Source organism: Hymenobacter sp. CRA2, from assembly GCF_002007105.1.
In the GTDB taxonomy this organism is placed as follows: Bacteria; Bacteroidota; Bacteroidia; order Cytophagales; family Hymenobacteraceae; genus Solirubrum.
Genome location: NZ_MVBC01000003.1, coordinates 271,295 through 285,241 on the forward strand (window position 1 = coordinate 271,295; position 13,947 = coordinate 285,241).

General features: G+C 63.8%; 15 protein-coding genes. 9 read left to right on the plus strand and 6 right to left on the minus strand.

What is annotated here, in order from left to right; all coding sequences use genetic code 11:
- Positions 1-222: 222 nt before the first annotated feature.
- Complete coding sequence (locus B0919_RS07495) at positions 223-888, plus strand: hypothetical protein (RefSeq protein ID WP_176132915.1); 666 nt, start codon at positions 223-225, stop codon at positions 886-888.
- A gap of 146 nt (positions 889-1,034) precedes the next feature.
- Here B0919_RS07495 and bla read toward each other — a convergent pair whose 3' ends face one another.
- Both bla and B0919_RS07505 read right to left on the minus strand, forming a co-directional pair.
- The gene (gene bla, locus B0919_RS07500; RefSeq protein WP_078011613.1) at positions 1,035-1,784 is read right to left on the minus strand and encodes a subclass B1 metallo-beta-lactamase; all 750 of its coding nucleotides are present in this window, start codon (positions 1,782-1,784) and stop codon (positions 1,035-1,037) included.
- Between the two features lie 244 nt (positions 1,785-2,028).
- Positions 2,029-2,952 (minus strand): DUF808 domain-containing protein, encoded by a 924-nt coding sequence (locus B0919_RS07505; RefSeq protein WP_078011614.1) that lies wholly within the window; start codon positions 2,950-2,952, stop codon positions 2,029-2,031.
- A 394-nt stretch (positions 2,953-3,346) separates the two neighbouring features.
- Between B0919_RS07505 and B0919_RS07510 the strand changes: the two genes are divergently transcribed.
- A complete protein-coding gene (locus tag B0919_RS07510; RefSeq protein ID WP_078011615.1) occupies positions 3,347-3,979 on the plus strand; it encodes an HPP family protein in 633 nt (210 codons plus the stop codon).
- Between the two features lie 85 nt (positions 3,980-4,064).
- Here the strand turns inward: B0919_RS07510 and B0919_RS07515 are convergent, their stop codons facing one another.
- Positions 4,065-4,652, minus strand: a complete 588-nt coding sequence (locus tag B0919_RS07515) for a hypothetical protein (RefSeq protein WP_078011616.1) — start codon at positions 4,650-4,652, stop codon at positions 4,065-4,067.
- 145 nt (positions 4,653-4,797) lie between these two features.
- Here B0919_RS07515 and B0919_RS07520 point away from each other — a divergent pair, with 145 nt between their 5' ends.
- The 4 genes from B0919_RS07520 (at position 4,798) to B0919_RS25170 (ending at position 7,856) form a co-directional block, all read left to right on the plus strand.
- On the plus strand, positions 4,798-5,010 hold the full coding sequence (locus tag B0919_RS07520; RefSeq protein WP_078011617.1) for a hypothetical protein: 213 nt from the start codon (positions 4,798-4,800) through the stop codon (positions 5,008-5,010).
- 18 nt (positions 5,011-5,028) lie between these two features.
- Positions 5,029-5,520 carry a DUF2243 domain-containing protein gene (locus tag B0919_RS07525; RefSeq protein ID WP_078011618.1) on the plus strand — a complete coding sequence of 164 codons (492 nt, stop codon included), beginning with the start codon at positions 5,029-5,031 and terminating at the stop codon, positions 5,518-5,520.
- Positions 5,521-5,610: 90 nt separating this feature from the next.
- The gene (locus tag B0919_RS07530; protein ID WP_176132916.1) at positions 5,611-7,620 is read left to right on the plus strand and encodes a gliding motility-associated C-terminal domain-containing protein; all 2,010 of its coding nucleotides are present in this window, start codon (positions 5,611-5,613) and stop codon (positions 7,618-7,620) included.
- Between the two features lie 95 nt (positions 7,621-7,715).
- Entirely contained in the window at positions 7,716-7,856 is a 141-nt protein-coding gene (locus B0919_RS25170) for a hypothetical protein (protein WP_176132917.1), read from the plus strand.
- A 107-nt stretch (positions 7,857-7,963) separates the two neighbouring features.
- Here the strand turns inward: B0919_RS25170 and B0919_RS07535 are convergent, their stop codons facing one another.
- A complete protein-coding gene (locus tag B0919_RS07535; protein ID WP_078011620.1) occupies positions 7,964-8,530 on the minus strand; it encodes a hypothetical protein in 567 nt (188 codons plus the stop codon).
- A 170-nt stretch (positions 8,531-8,700) separates the two neighbouring features.
- Here B0919_RS07535 and B0919_RS07540 point away from each other — a divergent pair, with 170 nt between their 5' ends.
- Complete coding sequence (locus B0919_RS07540; protein ID WP_078011621.1) at positions 8,701-9,441, plus strand: DUF72 domain-containing protein; 741 nt, start codon at positions 8,701-8,703, stop codon at positions 9,439-9,441.
- An 88-nt stretch (positions 9,442-9,529) separates the two neighbouring features.
- On the opposite strand, the gene B0919_RS07545 is transcribed toward B0919_RS07540, so the two are convergent.
- A complete protein-coding gene (locus B0919_RS07545; RefSeq protein ID WP_078011622.1) occupies positions 9,530-10,483 on the minus strand; it encodes a 1-phosphofructokinase family hexose kinase in 954 nt (317 codons plus the stop codon).
- Positions 10,484-10,653: 170 nt separating this feature from the next.
- On the minus strand, positions 10,654-11,454 hold the full coding sequence (locus tag B0919_RS07550; RefSeq protein WP_078011623.1) for an SDR family NAD(P)-dependent oxidoreductase: 801 nt from the start codon (positions 11,452-11,454) through the stop codon (positions 10,654-10,656).
- A 132-nt stretch (positions 11,455-11,586) separates the two neighbouring features.
- On the opposite strand from B0919_RS07550, the gene B0919_RS07555 reads away from it, so the two are divergent.
- Together B0919_RS07555 and B0919_RS07560 are read left to right on the plus strand one after the other, a co-directional pair.
- Positions 11,587-12,321 (plus strand): DUF72 domain-containing protein, encoded by a 735-nt coding sequence (locus B0919_RS07555; RefSeq protein ID WP_078011624.1) that lies wholly within the window; start codon positions 11,587-11,589, stop codon positions 12,319-12,321.
- A gap of 249 nt (positions 12,322-12,570) precedes the next feature.
- Positions 12,571-13,929: a TolC family protein gene (locus B0919_RS07560; protein ID WP_176132918.1), complete on the plus strand. Its 1,359-nt coding sequence runs from the start codon at positions 12,571-12,573 to the stop codon at positions 13,927-13,929.
- Positions 13,930-13,947 lie beyond the last annotated feature (18 nt).

Below are 13,947 nucleotides of genomic sequence, written 5' to 3' on the forward strand. Positions count from 1 at the left end.
GGATGGCTGCGGCCGGGGTTTGGCGGGTGTGTCCGGGCTTTGGGCGCTTGGGACCGGGTTTTGGATGCCTCGGGTTAGGCTTTGGAAGAGTGGGGCCGTGCTTTGGCCGCTCGGGACTGAGCTTTGGGTGAGTGGGGCCGGGGTTGGGAGAGGTGCGTCGCGGGTGCCGGGCAGTCGAAGCGGTGCTTTACCTTTGAAGGCTTATACCCCGCTGGTATTGCCATGATTTTACTAGACTTAGATTTAAACCGCGAAATAGCCTTTGTAAAGAAGGCAATGACCATTTTGGGCGTGGCCTTGGTGGTGCTGGTTGCGTGGATGGCTTACAAGGGCTGGCGGCGGCTGCGGCAGCCGGTGCGCCGGGCCGACGCGTCGGTGAATTGGGGGGCGACGCTGGCGAGCTGGGCCGGAGGCGTGGTGCTGGTGTTACCGGCCAGCGTGTTATTGTTCTTGTTAGTGAGTAACATCGTAGGGCAGCAGCAGCGGCTGGGGGCGCTGCAGGATCGGTACCGGGCCCAGCGGGAGCAGCTGCTGACTACTTATCACCTGGATACGGCGACCAGCACCTACCCCCGGGCCGGCGACTACCGCTTCGACCTCTCGCTGCGCGCCGACAGTACCTTTTCCCTGGCTACCACCCTGCCGCGGTACCAGAAAAGCTACGCGGGGCGCTGGCGCCTGGTGGATACCCACAACGGAAAACTGGCGGTGGAGCTGCGGGGGGCGGACGCGTTTGCGCAGCATTTGGAAACCCAGGACCTGGATTCGCTTTCGTACCTGATGTTCTACAAAAGCTGCGCGGCGCCCTACGATACGTGCTACGTCGTGCGGCTGCGCAAGGAAGGCGCGGCGGAGCAGCAGGCGCGGCCGGTGGCTACCGGGGAATGAGGCGCCTCGTGTGCGCCTCACCCCCCGGCCCCCTCTCCGAAAGGGAGAGGGGGAGCCTGACGAAGCCATAGGGGTGGTTTGCGCGTGTATCAGCGGAGGAAAGCCGCTTCAATGGACTGCTTGACCGACGAGGCACCTGGGCGACGCTAGGGCTGCTGGAAAAGGCGGATGGTGTAGTCGAGCAGGCTTTGGTCGCCGACCTGCCCGTGGCCGGGAATGACTACCTGCACCTGGGGGTAGGCCTGCTTGACCTGCTGCACCGTGGCGGGCCAGGCTTGCACGTTGGCGTCGGCGAGGTTGCCTTTGGTAGCGTTCAGCTCCTTGACGAGGCAGCCGCCGAAGAGGACCTGCTCGTCGGGGAAGTAGCCCACGATGTTGTCGCGGGTGTGGCCTTCGCCGAAGAATGTGGCGTAGACCTTGGCGCGGCCCACTTTCAGGGTGCGGCGGTTGCGGAAGCCGTGCTGGGGCACGTTGGCCTGGCGCTGGCGGGCGTAGGCAATGGTCTGCGCGTTGGCGTAGGAGGGGATGCGGTGGCGCGCAAACGCCGGCAGGCCGCCCACGCAGTCGTCGTGGAAGTGCGTGGGCACTACCGCCTTGATTTGGCAGTGCAGCTCGTTGCTGATCCAGTTGATCAGCTCCTCGGATTCCGGGTTGTTGGCAGGCGTATCGAAGATGACCGTCTGCTGGCCGCTGCGCACAATCATGCCGTTGCAGGGCACCTTGCCGTAGGTGTCGGTGGCCAGAAACGAGGTATGCACAAAGACGTTCGGGGCAACCTGCGTGACGGTCAGGGCGCTGGACTGGTAGACGGTTTTGCTGGCGGCGGGCGCGGTTTGGCTAACGCAGGGCGGGGTGACCAGCGTCAGCAGCAGGGCAAGGGCGAGCAGCAGTTTCATAAGCGGGAGTGCAAGGCGGAGGCTTCGGCAATCGTTGGGCGCCTATCCGACAAGTGGCACCGACTGAAACAGGCGGTCATGTCGAGCGCAGTCGAGACATCTCGCGTGCTGACGTCAGGTAGTAGACCTCATTCAACGAGGGAATTACTATCCAGCGAGATGTCTCGACTGCGCTCGATAGGACGAACTATATGAGGCAACGAAGCGGTAGCCCAGGCCTGCCTGTTCAGGCAAGGTGGGGAGCTTATTGGCCCTTGCCGATTACCTTCTTGACCAGCAGCACCAGCTTCTCCACCACGAAGCCGATAACCAAGCCACCGATAGCGCAGGCCAGGGCCTTGGCCAGCCAGGCCACAGCCGGGATGTGGGCTAAGCCTTCTTCCAGCTCGTGCAGCAGATGCGCGGTGAATGGGATGCCGTGGGCAATGATTTCGGCGCCGACCCAGAGCATGGCGGCCGTGCCCACGTAGCTGAGGATGCTCAGGAAGTGCGGCATGAACTTGACGATGCCGCGCCCCAGTTTCTGCGTGGCGGGGTGGTATTTGTCCTGGGCCAGGTGCAGACCGATGTCGTCGGCCTTCACAATCAGGCCCACAAAGCCATACACGGCCACAGTGATAAACACGGCCACAGCCAGCATGACGACAATCTGGTTGAGGATGGGCTGATCGGTGACCTGGCTGTAGGCAATGGCCATGATTTCGGCCGAGAGGATGATGTCGGTGCGTACGGCACTGGCCACGCGCTGCTCCTCCAGCTCTTCCGGCGTAATGGTTTGTACCTGCTCGCTTTCCGCATCCACCTCGTGGTGCTTGCTGAACATGGAGTGCACCTTCTCGTAGCCTTCGAAGCACAGATACGCCCCGCCCAGCATGAGAATGGGCGTAATGGCCCAGGGGGCGAAATAGCCCAGGATCAGGGCCGCCGGACTCAGCAGGATGATCTTATTGATTACTGATTTTTTGGCTATCCGGTAGATGATGGAAAGCTCCCGGGAGGGGTCGAGGCCGACGACGTACTTGGGCGTAACGGCGGTATCGTCGATGACGATGCCGGAAACTTTGCCGGTGGTTTTGGCTACCTGGGCGGGCACGTCGTCCAGGCTGGCCGCGCTTACTTTGACCAGGGCGGAAATGTCGTCTAACAGCGCAAAAAGACCTGAAGCCATACTTTCTCTATTCGTTGCTTGGGGTTTCGTTTTGGAAGGAGTGCGCGTGGTGGCACCGCGAAACCGGGCGGCAAGTTATGGCGCGGTTTCGCAAACGGGGTATGCACGCCCTCTACGGGCTGGGCGGGCGGCGGTAGGCAAACTCCTTCTTCGCGGTCGGGTGGCTGCTCCGGCTGAGGCCTCCGCGCACGGGCGCCAGACCCGCTCCGGGGGCTTTCCCTCAGTAGCGGTGCGCTCCGTCGGGCCAAAGCGGCCGAGGGCGCGGCGGCTGGGCTTTGCTGCCGAATCAGGAAGGCAATCGGCTCGCCGCGGCGCGACAACCGGGGCTGGGTTGGCCCTGCGTCCTACCTTTGTGCCCGAAGAAGCACGGCGGGCCGGCTCGCCACTCTGACGTATGCGAAGAAGACTGCGCGGCCACGCCCGCCGGGTGCGGGTGATAGTGTACCGCGAAACCTTGTTTGACTGGCAGGAGCACCTGTGGACCTTTCTGGGCGCGTTTTTGGGCATCGGCCTGATCGGACTGCTCAACCGCTACTGGCTGGGGCCAGCCGATACGCTGCTGCTGGTGGGCTCGTTCGGGGCCTCGTCGGTGCTGATTTATGGGGTGGTGAACAGCCCGCTGGCCCAGCCGCGCAACCTGCTGGGCGGGCATGTATTCAGCGCCCTGGTGGGCGTGACGGTGCAGAGGTGGCTGGGCGGGGAGCTGTGGCTGGCGGCCGCCGTGGCCGTGGCGCTGTCCATTGTGGCGATGCAGATAACCAAAACCCTGCACCCGCCGGGCGGGGCTACCGCGCTGATTGCGGTGGTGGGCTCGGAGCACATCAAGGCATTGGGCTACGGCTACGTGCTGATGCCGGTGCTATTGGGCGTGCTGCTACTGCTGGCCGTGGCGCTGCTGGTAAATAACCTGCCCGGCTCGCGGCGCTATCCAAACAATCGGCATTGGTACAAGGTGTGGCGGCGCTACCGCCGCCGGCCCAGAAGCCGGCGGGTGGAAATAGTCGTGGAGGCCGCGGAGGTGGTTTAGAGCCTATCCGCCAAGTGGCACGGACTGAAACAGGCGGTCATGCCGAGCTTGTCGAGACATGCCTCAGCCCGCGTCAGGCGACGCGCTAGAGCTCCTTGGCGGGTACTTTGTTGTCGAAGCGGACGGATTCGAGGAAGCGTTTTTTGTCGGCGAGCGTGGCTTCGGTTTCGGGCAGGCGGTAGGCGCTGCCGAACATGTAGAGCACGTCGCCGCGCCAGGCGTAGATGAAGTCGAGGTAGGCCGGCTGCTGGCGCACTTCATCGAAGCAGCTGAAGCGGGCTACGCGGGCGGGGCTGCCGGCAAATACCGCGTTGCCCTGCGACACAAGCCGAATGTGGTCGGCCCGGAAGCTTTTCACGTTGGTGCGGATCAGGCGGTCGAAGAACTTGTTGAGCGACTCCACCGTCACCACGCCGTTGGGATTGTAAGTGGGCTGGTAGCGTAGGTCGAGGCTGCCCACGTACAGCACGATGTTTTCGGTGTCGGTAGTGTACTGCCGGCTGCCCTGCATGCCGTCGATGGGCGCGGGCTCGGTCACGTAGGGCAGTTGCACGGTGACGTGCTCATCGAGCTCGGTGGGCACCCAGCTGGTGACGCTCCACTGCGCCGCGGCGGATAAGGGCTGGCCCAGAGCCAGCGTGAGCAAAGCGAGGAAGAAGCCGAACGCGCGCATGGGACCAGGTAACAAATCGGGCGGTCGGACAAGATACGAGCGGGCTGTGGTTCGGCCATGCGCCCCGGCGCGGACCTTGGCAAGCCGGACCGTATAAACTTCTGCCCAGCCCCGGCCGTACCGGCTGCTATAGCACCAGCGACCCATGAAACGGCTGATCCTAAGTGCGGGCCTACTGAGCGGCTGGCTGAGCCAGCCGGCCTGGGCGTGCCGCGTGTGCCGCCCGCGGGTGCAGGCCGGCATTCATACCGCCGACTACGCGGCCAACCTGCTGTGGCTGCTGCTGCCGGTGGCGCTGCTGATCGGCGGCGGGCTGGCCGTGTACTTCGCCGCCGATGTGAAGCGGCGCTTCTTCTGATCAAGCCTCCGAACGCCTATGACTGATTCTCCTCAGCGTACTCCTCTCATTGCGGCCGGCCTGCTGATGGGCGCCGGCCTCGGCGGATTTGTCGACGGCATCGTGCTGCACCAGATGCTGCAGTGGCACAACATGCTCTCCGGCAAGCTGCCGCCCGACAATCTGGTGGCAGCTAAAGTCAACATGTACTGGGACGGCGTATTCCACGCCGGCGTGTGGGTAATGACGGTGCTGGGCCTGCGCTTGCTCTGGGCGGTGGGCCGTCGCGCCGATGTGCCGTGGTCGGGGCGCACGTTCAGCGGAGCGCTGGTGCTTGGCTGGGGCCTGTTCAACGTGGTGGAGGGCCTCATCGACCACGAGCTGCTGGGCCTTCACCACGTGTACGAGTACACCGACAACAAGCTGCCCTGGGACCTGGCTTTCCTGGCCCTGGGCGTGCTGCAGCTGCTGGGTGGCTGGGCCCTGATTCGGGCGGGCCGGGCCGATGGGCTTACCCGGGCGGCGGGCTAAAGGACGCCGGCAGGCCGAATGCGCAACTATTGGCGGGCTTTGGTTACCTTAAATCCAGAGTCATCCTGTTATTGTGTAATTCGGCAATCTATGCATCATGTTTTACGGTACCTGCGCTGGGTGTTGACGGCAGCGCTGCTGGCGAGTGGCCATATGGTTTGGGCCACGCACCTGCTCGGCGGCGAAATCAACTACCAGTACCTCAACGCCAATGGCCCCGGCAACGCGCCCTACCGGTACCGCATCAATGCCGTGGTGTACTTCAACAAGGACGTTGGTTCGGCGGCGCCCGACGGGGTGCCGAGCATCATGGTGTCGTTTTTTGATAAGACGCAACCCAATGCTGCCCCGCGCCGGATGGGGTGCGAGCGAATCAGCTTTACCGAAATTACGCCTACGTCGGCCGGGGGCTGCACCAATGCCATTCCGCGGGTGACGCTGGCGCGGTATTCGGGCATCGTGAATCTGCCGGCATCCAGTCAGGGCTACCTGGCGGTGTATAGCGAAGGGGCCCGGAACCTGGATATCTCCAATCTCATTGCCCCCGGTGCGATGAGTATGGCCTTGAGCATGAGTATGCCGCCCGTGCCCCTGCTTAATAGCTCACCGGTCTTTTCCGACGAAGCCGTGTCGCTTATCTGCCTGGGCGATACCAGCACCCTGCTCAACAATGCCTACGACGCGGATGGCGACCGGCTGGTATACGCTTTCGCCACGCCCAGCAGCTTTATTTCGTTGGGTATGGTAGTCCCCGTGACGTACGAGCAGGGGTACAGCGCGACGCAGCCTTTTGGCGCCTCCGGCTACTCCCAGCTCAATGCCAATACCGGGCTGGCCCGGTACGTGGCGCGGCAACAAGGGCGTTACGTGCTGGCCGTGGATGTGAGCGAGTACCGCCGCATAAACGGCCAGGAAGTGCTGCTCGGGACTACCCGCCGCGACATTCAGCTGATTGTGCAGGCCTGCCCGGGCGCTCCGCCCCGGCCCCCGGCCTTCACGGCCGCCACGCTGGCCGCGCGCAACTTCACCGTGACCGAGGGACAACCACTCGCCTTCACTATAGAGGCTACCGACCCGGGGGCCAATCCATTGCATATGCGCGTGGTGAGTACGCTGCTGGACGGGCCCGGCGCCACGGATGCCACGGTGAACAACAACCCCGGCACCCCCGGCAACGGCAATGCGGCCGGCTCCGTGACGCTGACGGGCCTGGCCAGCATCAACGGCGCGTTCCGCTTCGTGCCCGGGTGCGGCATGGCCCGCGAAGCGCCCTACGATGTGGTGGTGACGGTGACCACCAATGCCTGTGCGGGCAAGACCATTGCGGAAGTGTTTCGCATCCGGGTGCTTTCCACGATGACGGCCCCCACGCGCGTCCGTGGCGACTCCGTGCTGTGCGCCCTGGCTACCGCGCGCTACACGGCCGAAGGAGCCGTAGCCCTGGCCTACCGCTGGCGCGTGCGCGGCGGTACGCTGGTAGGCAACGCTACCGGCCGCACCGTGCAGGTGCAATGGGGCAGTAGTAGCGGCGGGAGCATCAGCGCGCAGGCGCTGTCGGCGCTGGGCTGCCCCACTGATTCCGCCGGGGTAGCGGTTCGTTTGCAGCCCGGCCCAGCCATCGAAGGCACGACGGCCTACTGCCCCAAGGGCAACGCCGGGCTGCGCTTTCGCGTGCCTGATGCGGGCGGGGCGTTATACCGCTGGACGGTGAGCAACGGCACCATTGTGAGTGGGCAGGGCACGGCCGAGGTGGTGGTGGACGTGGTGCGCGGCGCCTCGGCCACCCTGCGGGTCATCAACACTACGAGCAACAGCTGCCCAGGCGAGGTGCTCATTCGGCCCGACGAGTTCTGCCTGGCTTTTTACAACGTGATGACGCCCAACCAGGACGGGCTGAACGATGCCTTCGTCATCGAAAACATTGAGCGGTACCCCGGCAACCAGCTCACCATCTACAACCGCTGGGGCCGGCAGCTGTACCGGGCCACCGACTACCACAACACCTGGCAGGGCGATGCGCAGCCAGCCGGCACCTACTATTATCTCTGCCAGCTGCCCGACGGAAAAATATACAAGGGCTGGTTTGAGCTGCTGCGCTGATGCGGCGGCGCCTCCGGCAATAGTACCGCGTGGTGTTGCTATTGGAATGGCAATAGCTTATATTTAATAGACACCATTTTTCAGCCGGCTGCTTTATGGAAACGCAACAGAAAAAGTACAGGGGCTTCGGTGGACTTCGCGGCGGCGTGCCGTGGTGGTTCTATATCATGCTGCTAGTTGCCTTCTACCTGTTTGGGTGGGTGCTGCGGTTCTTCCACGTCATTCCCTCGCACTGAGGCCGTCAGGATAAACCCGCCAAAACAAGCCGCTGCCGCACTCCGGAACTGCCCAACAGTAATCCGAAGCGCGGCAGCGGCGCTTGTAGCCTCGGCCAAATAACGGCTCAGGCCAGCAGCACGGAGGATGCCCGCCGGGCGGCAATGCGCTGCACCAGGGTGCTGAGCAGGTGGTAGATTTCCTGCACCTGTTCGATGGCCAGCGGGCCTTGCGTGTGGGTGGCGGTCAGCAGCACATCGGCGCCGGCGGCCAGCGACGCGGGCGTGAGCACCAGGCGCAGGGCGCGGTGGCGCAGCAGCAGTTCCTGCACGGCGCTGTCGGCCAGCAGGTCTTTGAGCGTGGCCGTGTCGTTGGTGGAAATGATGAAAGCCGCGTCGAGCTCGGGGAAGCCCAGCTCCACGTCTTCCATGCCCAGCAACTTGCCGATTTCCTGCAGCCAGGTTTGCTCGTGCAGGGCGAAGCGCAGCAGCGGCCGGCCCGGCACGCGGGCGGCGAGTTTGAGGTAAGAGTAGGTGCCAGCGGCCGCATCTACCTGCAGCTCCAGCTGCAGTTGGTAGGGGCCCTGGTCAAGGTCGGCCTGGTAGTCGACGAGGTCGGTGGTGGTCAGGTCGGCGTGCAACTGCGGCCAAAGCTCGGCTTCGGTCTCAGCACGGAAAGTGCGCGAATAGCTCATGGAATGCGGGAATGCGAAGAAAACGGAGCGGAGTACGCCGGCCGAAAAACAGCCTGCGGAGGCAGTCAGTACTGCGAATTGGCGGCTGAGGTTATGGCCACCGGCCGCTGGGGCGCGTATGCCAAGCTCCGCGGCTGTTTTCCCGAGCCGCCCTTCAGGCTTTTGCTACTATGCCCGCTACTTACCACATCGGCTGCTCCGGCTTTCACTTCCGCGACTGGAAAGGCGTGTTTTACCCCCCGGAGCTGCCCCCGCGTAAATGGTTTGAGTACTACTGCACCCAGTTCAACGCGCTGGAGCTGAACGTGACTTTTTACCGCATGCCGGAGCTATCGGCCTTTGAAAGCTGGTACGCGCAGAGCCCGGCACACTTCCGCTTCGCCGTGAAGGCCCCGCGCATCGTCACGCACTACAAGAAGTTTAATGCCGAAGCCGCGCCCGTCCTGGCCGATTTCTACGGCATCGTGCGCGAGGGGCTGCGCGACAAGCTCGGGCCGGTACTGTTTCAGCTACCGCCCAAAGCCGCCTACACCGAAGAGCTGCTGGGCCGCATCCTGGAGCACCTCGACCCAGCTTACCAAAACGTGCTGGAATTTCGGCACCCCAGTTGGTGGGACGGGGAGGTGTTTCGCACGCTCAGCCGCCACGACATCAGCTTCTGCGGCCAAAGCCACCCCATGCCCTTGCCCGACGAAGTCATCAGCACCGGCAAGCTGCTGTATTACCGCCTGCACGGCGTGCCGGAGCTCTACAAATCCAGCTACAGCCCCGCCTTTCTGCAGCAGCTGGCCGACGACGTACGCGCCGCGCCCAGTGTGCAGGAAGCTTACGTGTTCTTCAACAACGGCATCGGCGGGGTAGGGGCGCTGAATGCGCAGCAGATGCAAGGGTTGATGCAGAAGGAGAAATGATAAAAAGTAATGAAGAAGGAGGAATGAGGAAGGATGACTGGGACAAAACCCACTCTTCCTTCCTCATTCCTCCTTCTTCATTAAAACCCTACGCCGCGGCGGCGGGCAGGGTGGTTTGCAGCAGCCAGCGGTAGAGCTTGTCCACGTCTTCCTTGCGAAACAGCTCGGTGCCGGGGTTCATGGTAGCGGCCGTGCCGCAGGCCACGCCCAGGCGCACCGTTTCGCGCACCGACAGGCCGGTGGCCAGCCCGTACACCAGGCCCGCCACCATACTGTCGCCGGCGCCCACGGTGCTGCGCTTTTTCACGGCGGGGGCGGGGATATGGTCTACCAGGTCGCGGGTGACGACGCAGGCGCCCTGCGGGCCCAGCGAAGTCACCACGATTTCGCACTTGCCGTCTTGCACCAGGGTATGGGCGGCAGCGGCTACGGCTTCGCTGTCGAGCTCGTCCACGCCGGCCATCTTGCTTAGCTCGCCCACGTTGGGCTTGGCCAGGTACACGCCCTCGGCCAGCACCTGGTGCAGGGCCGGGCCGGAAGTATCGACGACCACCTTAATGCCGAGGCCCTTGGCTGCCCGCACGATTCGGACCACAAACTCCGGCTCGACGCCGGGCGGCAGGCTGCCGCTGATGACGAGGAATTCGGGCACATCAGGCAGGTTGCGGAGCGTGTGCAGCACCTGCTGCTGCTCCTCGGCGGTCAGTTCGGCGCCGGGCATACCAAAGCGGTACTGCTGGCCGGTGGTGGAGTCGACCACGATAAAGTTTTCGCGGGTGCGCCCCACCGTTTGCACCGGCTGCTGCTGAATTTGCTCCTGCTCCAGCAGCTCGCGCAGCAGCATGCCCGAGGGCCCGCCCACCGGAAACACCGCCACCGAATCGGCACCGAAGCGGCGCAGCGCGCGCGATACGTTGATGCCGCCGCCACCGGGCTCAAATTTGGGCGCCGTGCACCGCAGCTTCTGATCAGGGACAATCTGGTCGGCCGTCGTGCTCTTGTCGACGGTGGGGTTGAGGGTAAGCGTGACGATGCGTTTCATCGGAGAGAAGGCGAAAAAGAGGGCGGCGCAACCGAAGGGCCGCGCTGCCAATGTACTAGCTGCGCGCGGGTAGGGTTGTGGTCGGGCCAGGGGCCTGACGCAACCGCGGGCCGAAGTCAGTCCTGATAAAGACTGACCCCGGCCCGCAGCACCTGCACGATAAGTGAAAGTTATTTTTTCTCTTCCGGCTGCATCTGCATGTCCATCATCGTGGCCAGCATGGAGTCGGGGAAGAACACGCTGCTGGCGAAGTTCATCTTGGCCCCGAAGGTGGGCAGCACGCGCGCCTCGCCGGCCAGCAGGCCTTTGTAGCCGGCCTCGGCCACTTCCTCGGGCGTAGCCTTCTTGCTCTGCCCGATTTTGGTGTCCTCGGCGCCGGCTACTTTGAAGAAGTTGGTTTCGGTGGCGGGCGGGCAGAGCACCGTGATGGCCACGTCGGATTGCTGCTCCTTCAGCTCCTGCTGCAGCGCTTCGGAGAGGCTGAGCACGAAGGCCTTGGTGGCGGCGTACACGGCCTGGCGCGGATTGGGCAGGAACGACACCACCGAGCCGAGCTGCATGATTTTGCCGCTGTTGCGGGCCACCATGTCGCGCAGGTACAGCTTGGTCAGGTACATCAGCGACATCACGTTGACGTGCACGATGCCGATTTCCTTCTGCAGATCGGTTTCGGTAAACAGCCCGGCCTCGCCGAAACCGGCGTCGTTGACGAGGATGTCTACCTGCAGGCCCTGGGCTTTCACCGCGTCGTAGAGCTGCTGCGGGCCTTCGTGGGTGCTCAGGTCGGCGGCGATGCTGGTGCTTTGCAGCTCGGGAAACTCGCTTTTGAGCTTTTGCTCGGCCTCCTGCAGGCCGGCTTGCTCGCGGGCGGAGAGGATCAGGCGGTGTCCGTCGCGGGCAAAGCAGCGGGCCAGCTCGAAGCCGATGCCGCTGCTGGCGCCGGTGATAAGGGCAGTTTGGGAAGTAGCCATAGCTAATCAGGTGTGGTTGGTTGTGGTGTTTACCTACTGGTGGAGCCGACAAAGAGTTGTGGCCGGCCGGAGGCAGCGCGCGGGCAGCAGGTTGCGTACAAGGCAGTTCCGTGCACTAGCGGCCCCTCTGCCATGCCCCTGTACCACATCGGTTGTTCCGGCTACCACTACCGCCACTGGCGCGGGCGTTTCTACCCCGAGAAGCTGCCCATGCGGCGCTGGTTCGAGTTCTACGCCCAGCACTTTCGCACCCTGGAGCTGAACGTGACCTTTTACCGCTTTCCGCAGCTCTCGTTTCTGCAGAACTGGTACCAGATCAGCCCCGCCGACTTCGTGTTTGCCGTGAAGGCGCCGCGCCTGATTACCCATTATAAGCAGTTCAACGAGGTAGGCGCGCTGCTCACCGATTTCTACGGCACGGTGCAGGATGGCCTGCAGGAAAAGCTCGGGCCGGTGCTCTTTCAGCTGCCGCCGCGCACGGTGTACACCCCCGAGCGGCTGGCGCGCATCCTGCAGGCGCTTAATCCCAGCTTTACCAACGTGCTCGAGTTTCGCCACCCCAGCTGGTGGCAGGAGGACGTGTACGCCGCGCTGCGGGCCCGGGGCGTGGTGTTCTGCGGGCAGAGCCACCCCGAGCTGCCCAACGCGCTGGTAACCACGGCGCCCACGCTCTATTACCGCTTCCACGGCGTGCCGCTGCTCTACCACTCGCCCTACGACGAGGACTTTTTGCAGGGCATAAAAGCGGCCGCCGATGCAGCCCCGGGCACCGAACAGGCGTTCTTGTACTTCAACAATGACATCGACGCCTCGGCCATTCACAACGCCCGGCAGATGCAGCAATTGGTTGACCAACGAAGTCCGTAAAGCTCGCCGCCGAACATTTCAGCCCGGTCTCGGTTTAACAGAGCCTACCACCCCCCGCTTACCCACCCACCCGTCCTTGGTTTACCTGATTCGTGCCGCCACGCCGCGGCCGGTTAGGCGTGGCTTTGTCGCTGCCCCTGGCAGCGGTACAGCTGATTGGCGGCACCTGCCGCCGGTTCCCGGAATACTTTTGTGATGTCGCTACCCCAAGCCCCTTTGCATTTTGCGCGCCCCAGGCGCCCTGGCTTCATGCGCTACTTCCCCCGGGCGGCCCGTGCCGCCGGCCTGCTGGGCGGCCTCTGCCTCGCCCTGAGCACGCCCTCCGTGCAGGCCCAAACCACCCCGCCGCCCCCGAGCGGCCCGCTTTCTTTGGAGCAGTGCCTGCAGTTTGCCCTCCAGAACCAGCCCGTGCTGCGGCAGGCCCGCATCGATGAGGAAACCAACGAGGCCAACGTCCGCATCGGGCTGGCGGGCTGGCTGCCGCAGGTGGCGCTGAATGCCACCGGGCAGCACTACTTCCAGCTGCCCTACACCGTTATTCCCATCGACGGCATCAATACGCCGCGCCAGATTGGCCTGCGCAACCAGTCCACCATCGGGCTGGCCGCCACCCAGACCATCTACAACAACGACGTGCGCCTGGCCCTGCGCAGCGCGGCCCCGTCGCGGCGCTTCTACGAGCAGAACACCGTGGGCGTGCGCATCGATGTGGTGTCGGACGTGAGCAAGGCCTTCTACGACGTGCTGCTCTCGCAGCGGCAGCTCGATGTGCTCAACGAGGACATCGTGCGCCTGCAGCGCAGCCTGCAGGATGCCCGCGCCCGTTACGAGGCCGGCATCGTCGACAAAATCGACTACAAGCAGGCCGAAATCCTGCTCAACAACTCCCTGGTGGACCGCAAGCAGGCCCAGGAAGCCATCAAAAGCAAAACCGCCTTCCTAAAGGAGCTGATGGGCCTGGCCGGTCAGCAGCCCCTGGCCCTGCAGTACGACACCCTGCGGCTGATGCGCGACGCGGCCGTGGATACCACCGTGGCGCTGGAGCCGGCCAACCGCGTCGAGTTTCAGCAGCTGCAGACGCAAAAGGCCCTGCAAAACGCCCAGATCAGCTACTACCAGTACGGCTGGCTGCCTTCGGTGTCGGCCTTCGGCAACTACAACACGGCCTTCCTGAGCAACGAGCTGCGCACGCTCTACAACCAGCGCCTGCCCAACTCCTACGCCGGCCTGCAACTCTCGCTGCCCATCTTCACGGGCACGCGCCGCCTGCAGAACCTGCGCCGCGAGCGGCTGGAGGATCAGCGCATCGACCAGGACCTGGTAGCTACCCGCAACCGCATCAACACTGAGTTTGAGCAGGCGCTGGCCAACTACAAGGGCTTCTACGAAAACTACGTGATGGGCCAGCGCAACCTCGCTCTGTCGAAGGAAGTGTACTCGGTAGTGAACCTGCAGTACCGCGAGGGCATCAAGACCTACCTCGACGTCATCGTGGCCCAGTCCACGCTGCGCACCGCGCAGCTCAATTACTACAGCGCCTTGTTTCAGGTGCTGAGCAGCAAGGTGGATTTGCTGCGCGCCCAGGGCACGTTGCCCACCACTTACTAAGCTTTTGCTGCTTCCCGT

Excerpts from the sequence above, each read along its gene's own strand:
- B0919_RS07495 (WP_176132915.1), top strand. The coding sequence starts at position 223 with ATGATTTTACTAGACTTAGATTTAAACCGCGAAATAGCCTTTGTAAAG.
- bla (WP_078011613.1), bottom strand. The coding sequence starts at position 1,784 with ATGAAACTGCTGCTCGCCCTTGCCCTGCTGCTGACGCTGGTCACCCCG.
- B0919_RS07505 (WP_078011614.1), bottom strand. The coding sequence starts at position 2,952 with ATGGCTTCAGGTCTTTTTGCGCTGTTAGACGACATTTCCGCCCTGGTC.
- B0919_RS07510 (WP_078011615.1), top strand. The coding sequence starts at position 3,347 with ATGCGAAGAAGACTGCGCGGCCACGCCCGCCGGGTGCGGGTGATAGTG.
- B0919_RS07515 (WP_078011616.1), bottom strand. The coding sequence starts at position 4,652 with ATGCGCGCGTTCGGCTTCTTCCTCGCTTTGCTCACGCTGGCTCTGGGC.
- B0919_RS07520 (WP_078011617.1), top strand. The coding sequence starts at position 4,798 with ATGAAACGGCTGATCCTAAGTGCGGGCCTACTGAGCGGCTGGCTGAGC.
- B0919_RS07525 (WP_078011618.1), top strand. The coding sequence starts at position 5,029 with ATGACTGATTCTCCTCAGCGTACTCCTCTCATTGCGGCCGGCCTGCTG.
- B0919_RS07530 (WP_176132916.1), top strand. The coding sequence starts at position 5,611 with ATGCATCATGTTTTACGGTACCTGCGCTGGGTGTTGACGGCAGCGCTG.
- B0919_RS25170 (WP_176132917.1), top strand. The coding sequence starts at position 7,716 with ATGGAAACGCAACAGAAAAAGTACAGGGGCTTCGGTGGACTTCGCGGC.
- B0919_RS07535 (WP_078011620.1), bottom strand. The coding sequence starts at position 8,530 with ATGAGCTATTCGCGCACTTTCCGTGCTGAGACCGAAGCCGAGCTTTGG.
- B0919_RS07540 (WP_078011621.1), top strand. The coding sequence starts at position 8,701 with ATGCCCGCTACTTACCACATCGGCTGCTCCGGCTTTCACTTCCGCGAC.
- B0919_RS07545 (WP_078011622.1), bottom strand. The coding sequence starts at position 10,483 with ATGAAACGCATCGTCACGCTTACCCTCAACCCCACCGTCGACAAGAGC.
- B0919_RS07550 (WP_078011623.1), bottom strand. The coding sequence starts at position 11,454 with ATGGCTACTTCCCAAACTGCCCTTATCACCGGCGCCAGCAGCGGCATC.
- B0919_RS07555 (WP_078011624.1), top strand. The coding sequence starts at position 11,587 with ATGCCCCTGTACCACATCGGTTGTTCCGGCTACCACTACCGCCACTGG.
- B0919_RS07560 (WP_176132918.1), top strand. The coding sequence starts at position 12,571 with ATGCGCTACTTCCCCCGGGCGGCCCGTGCCGCCGGCCTGCTGGGCGGC.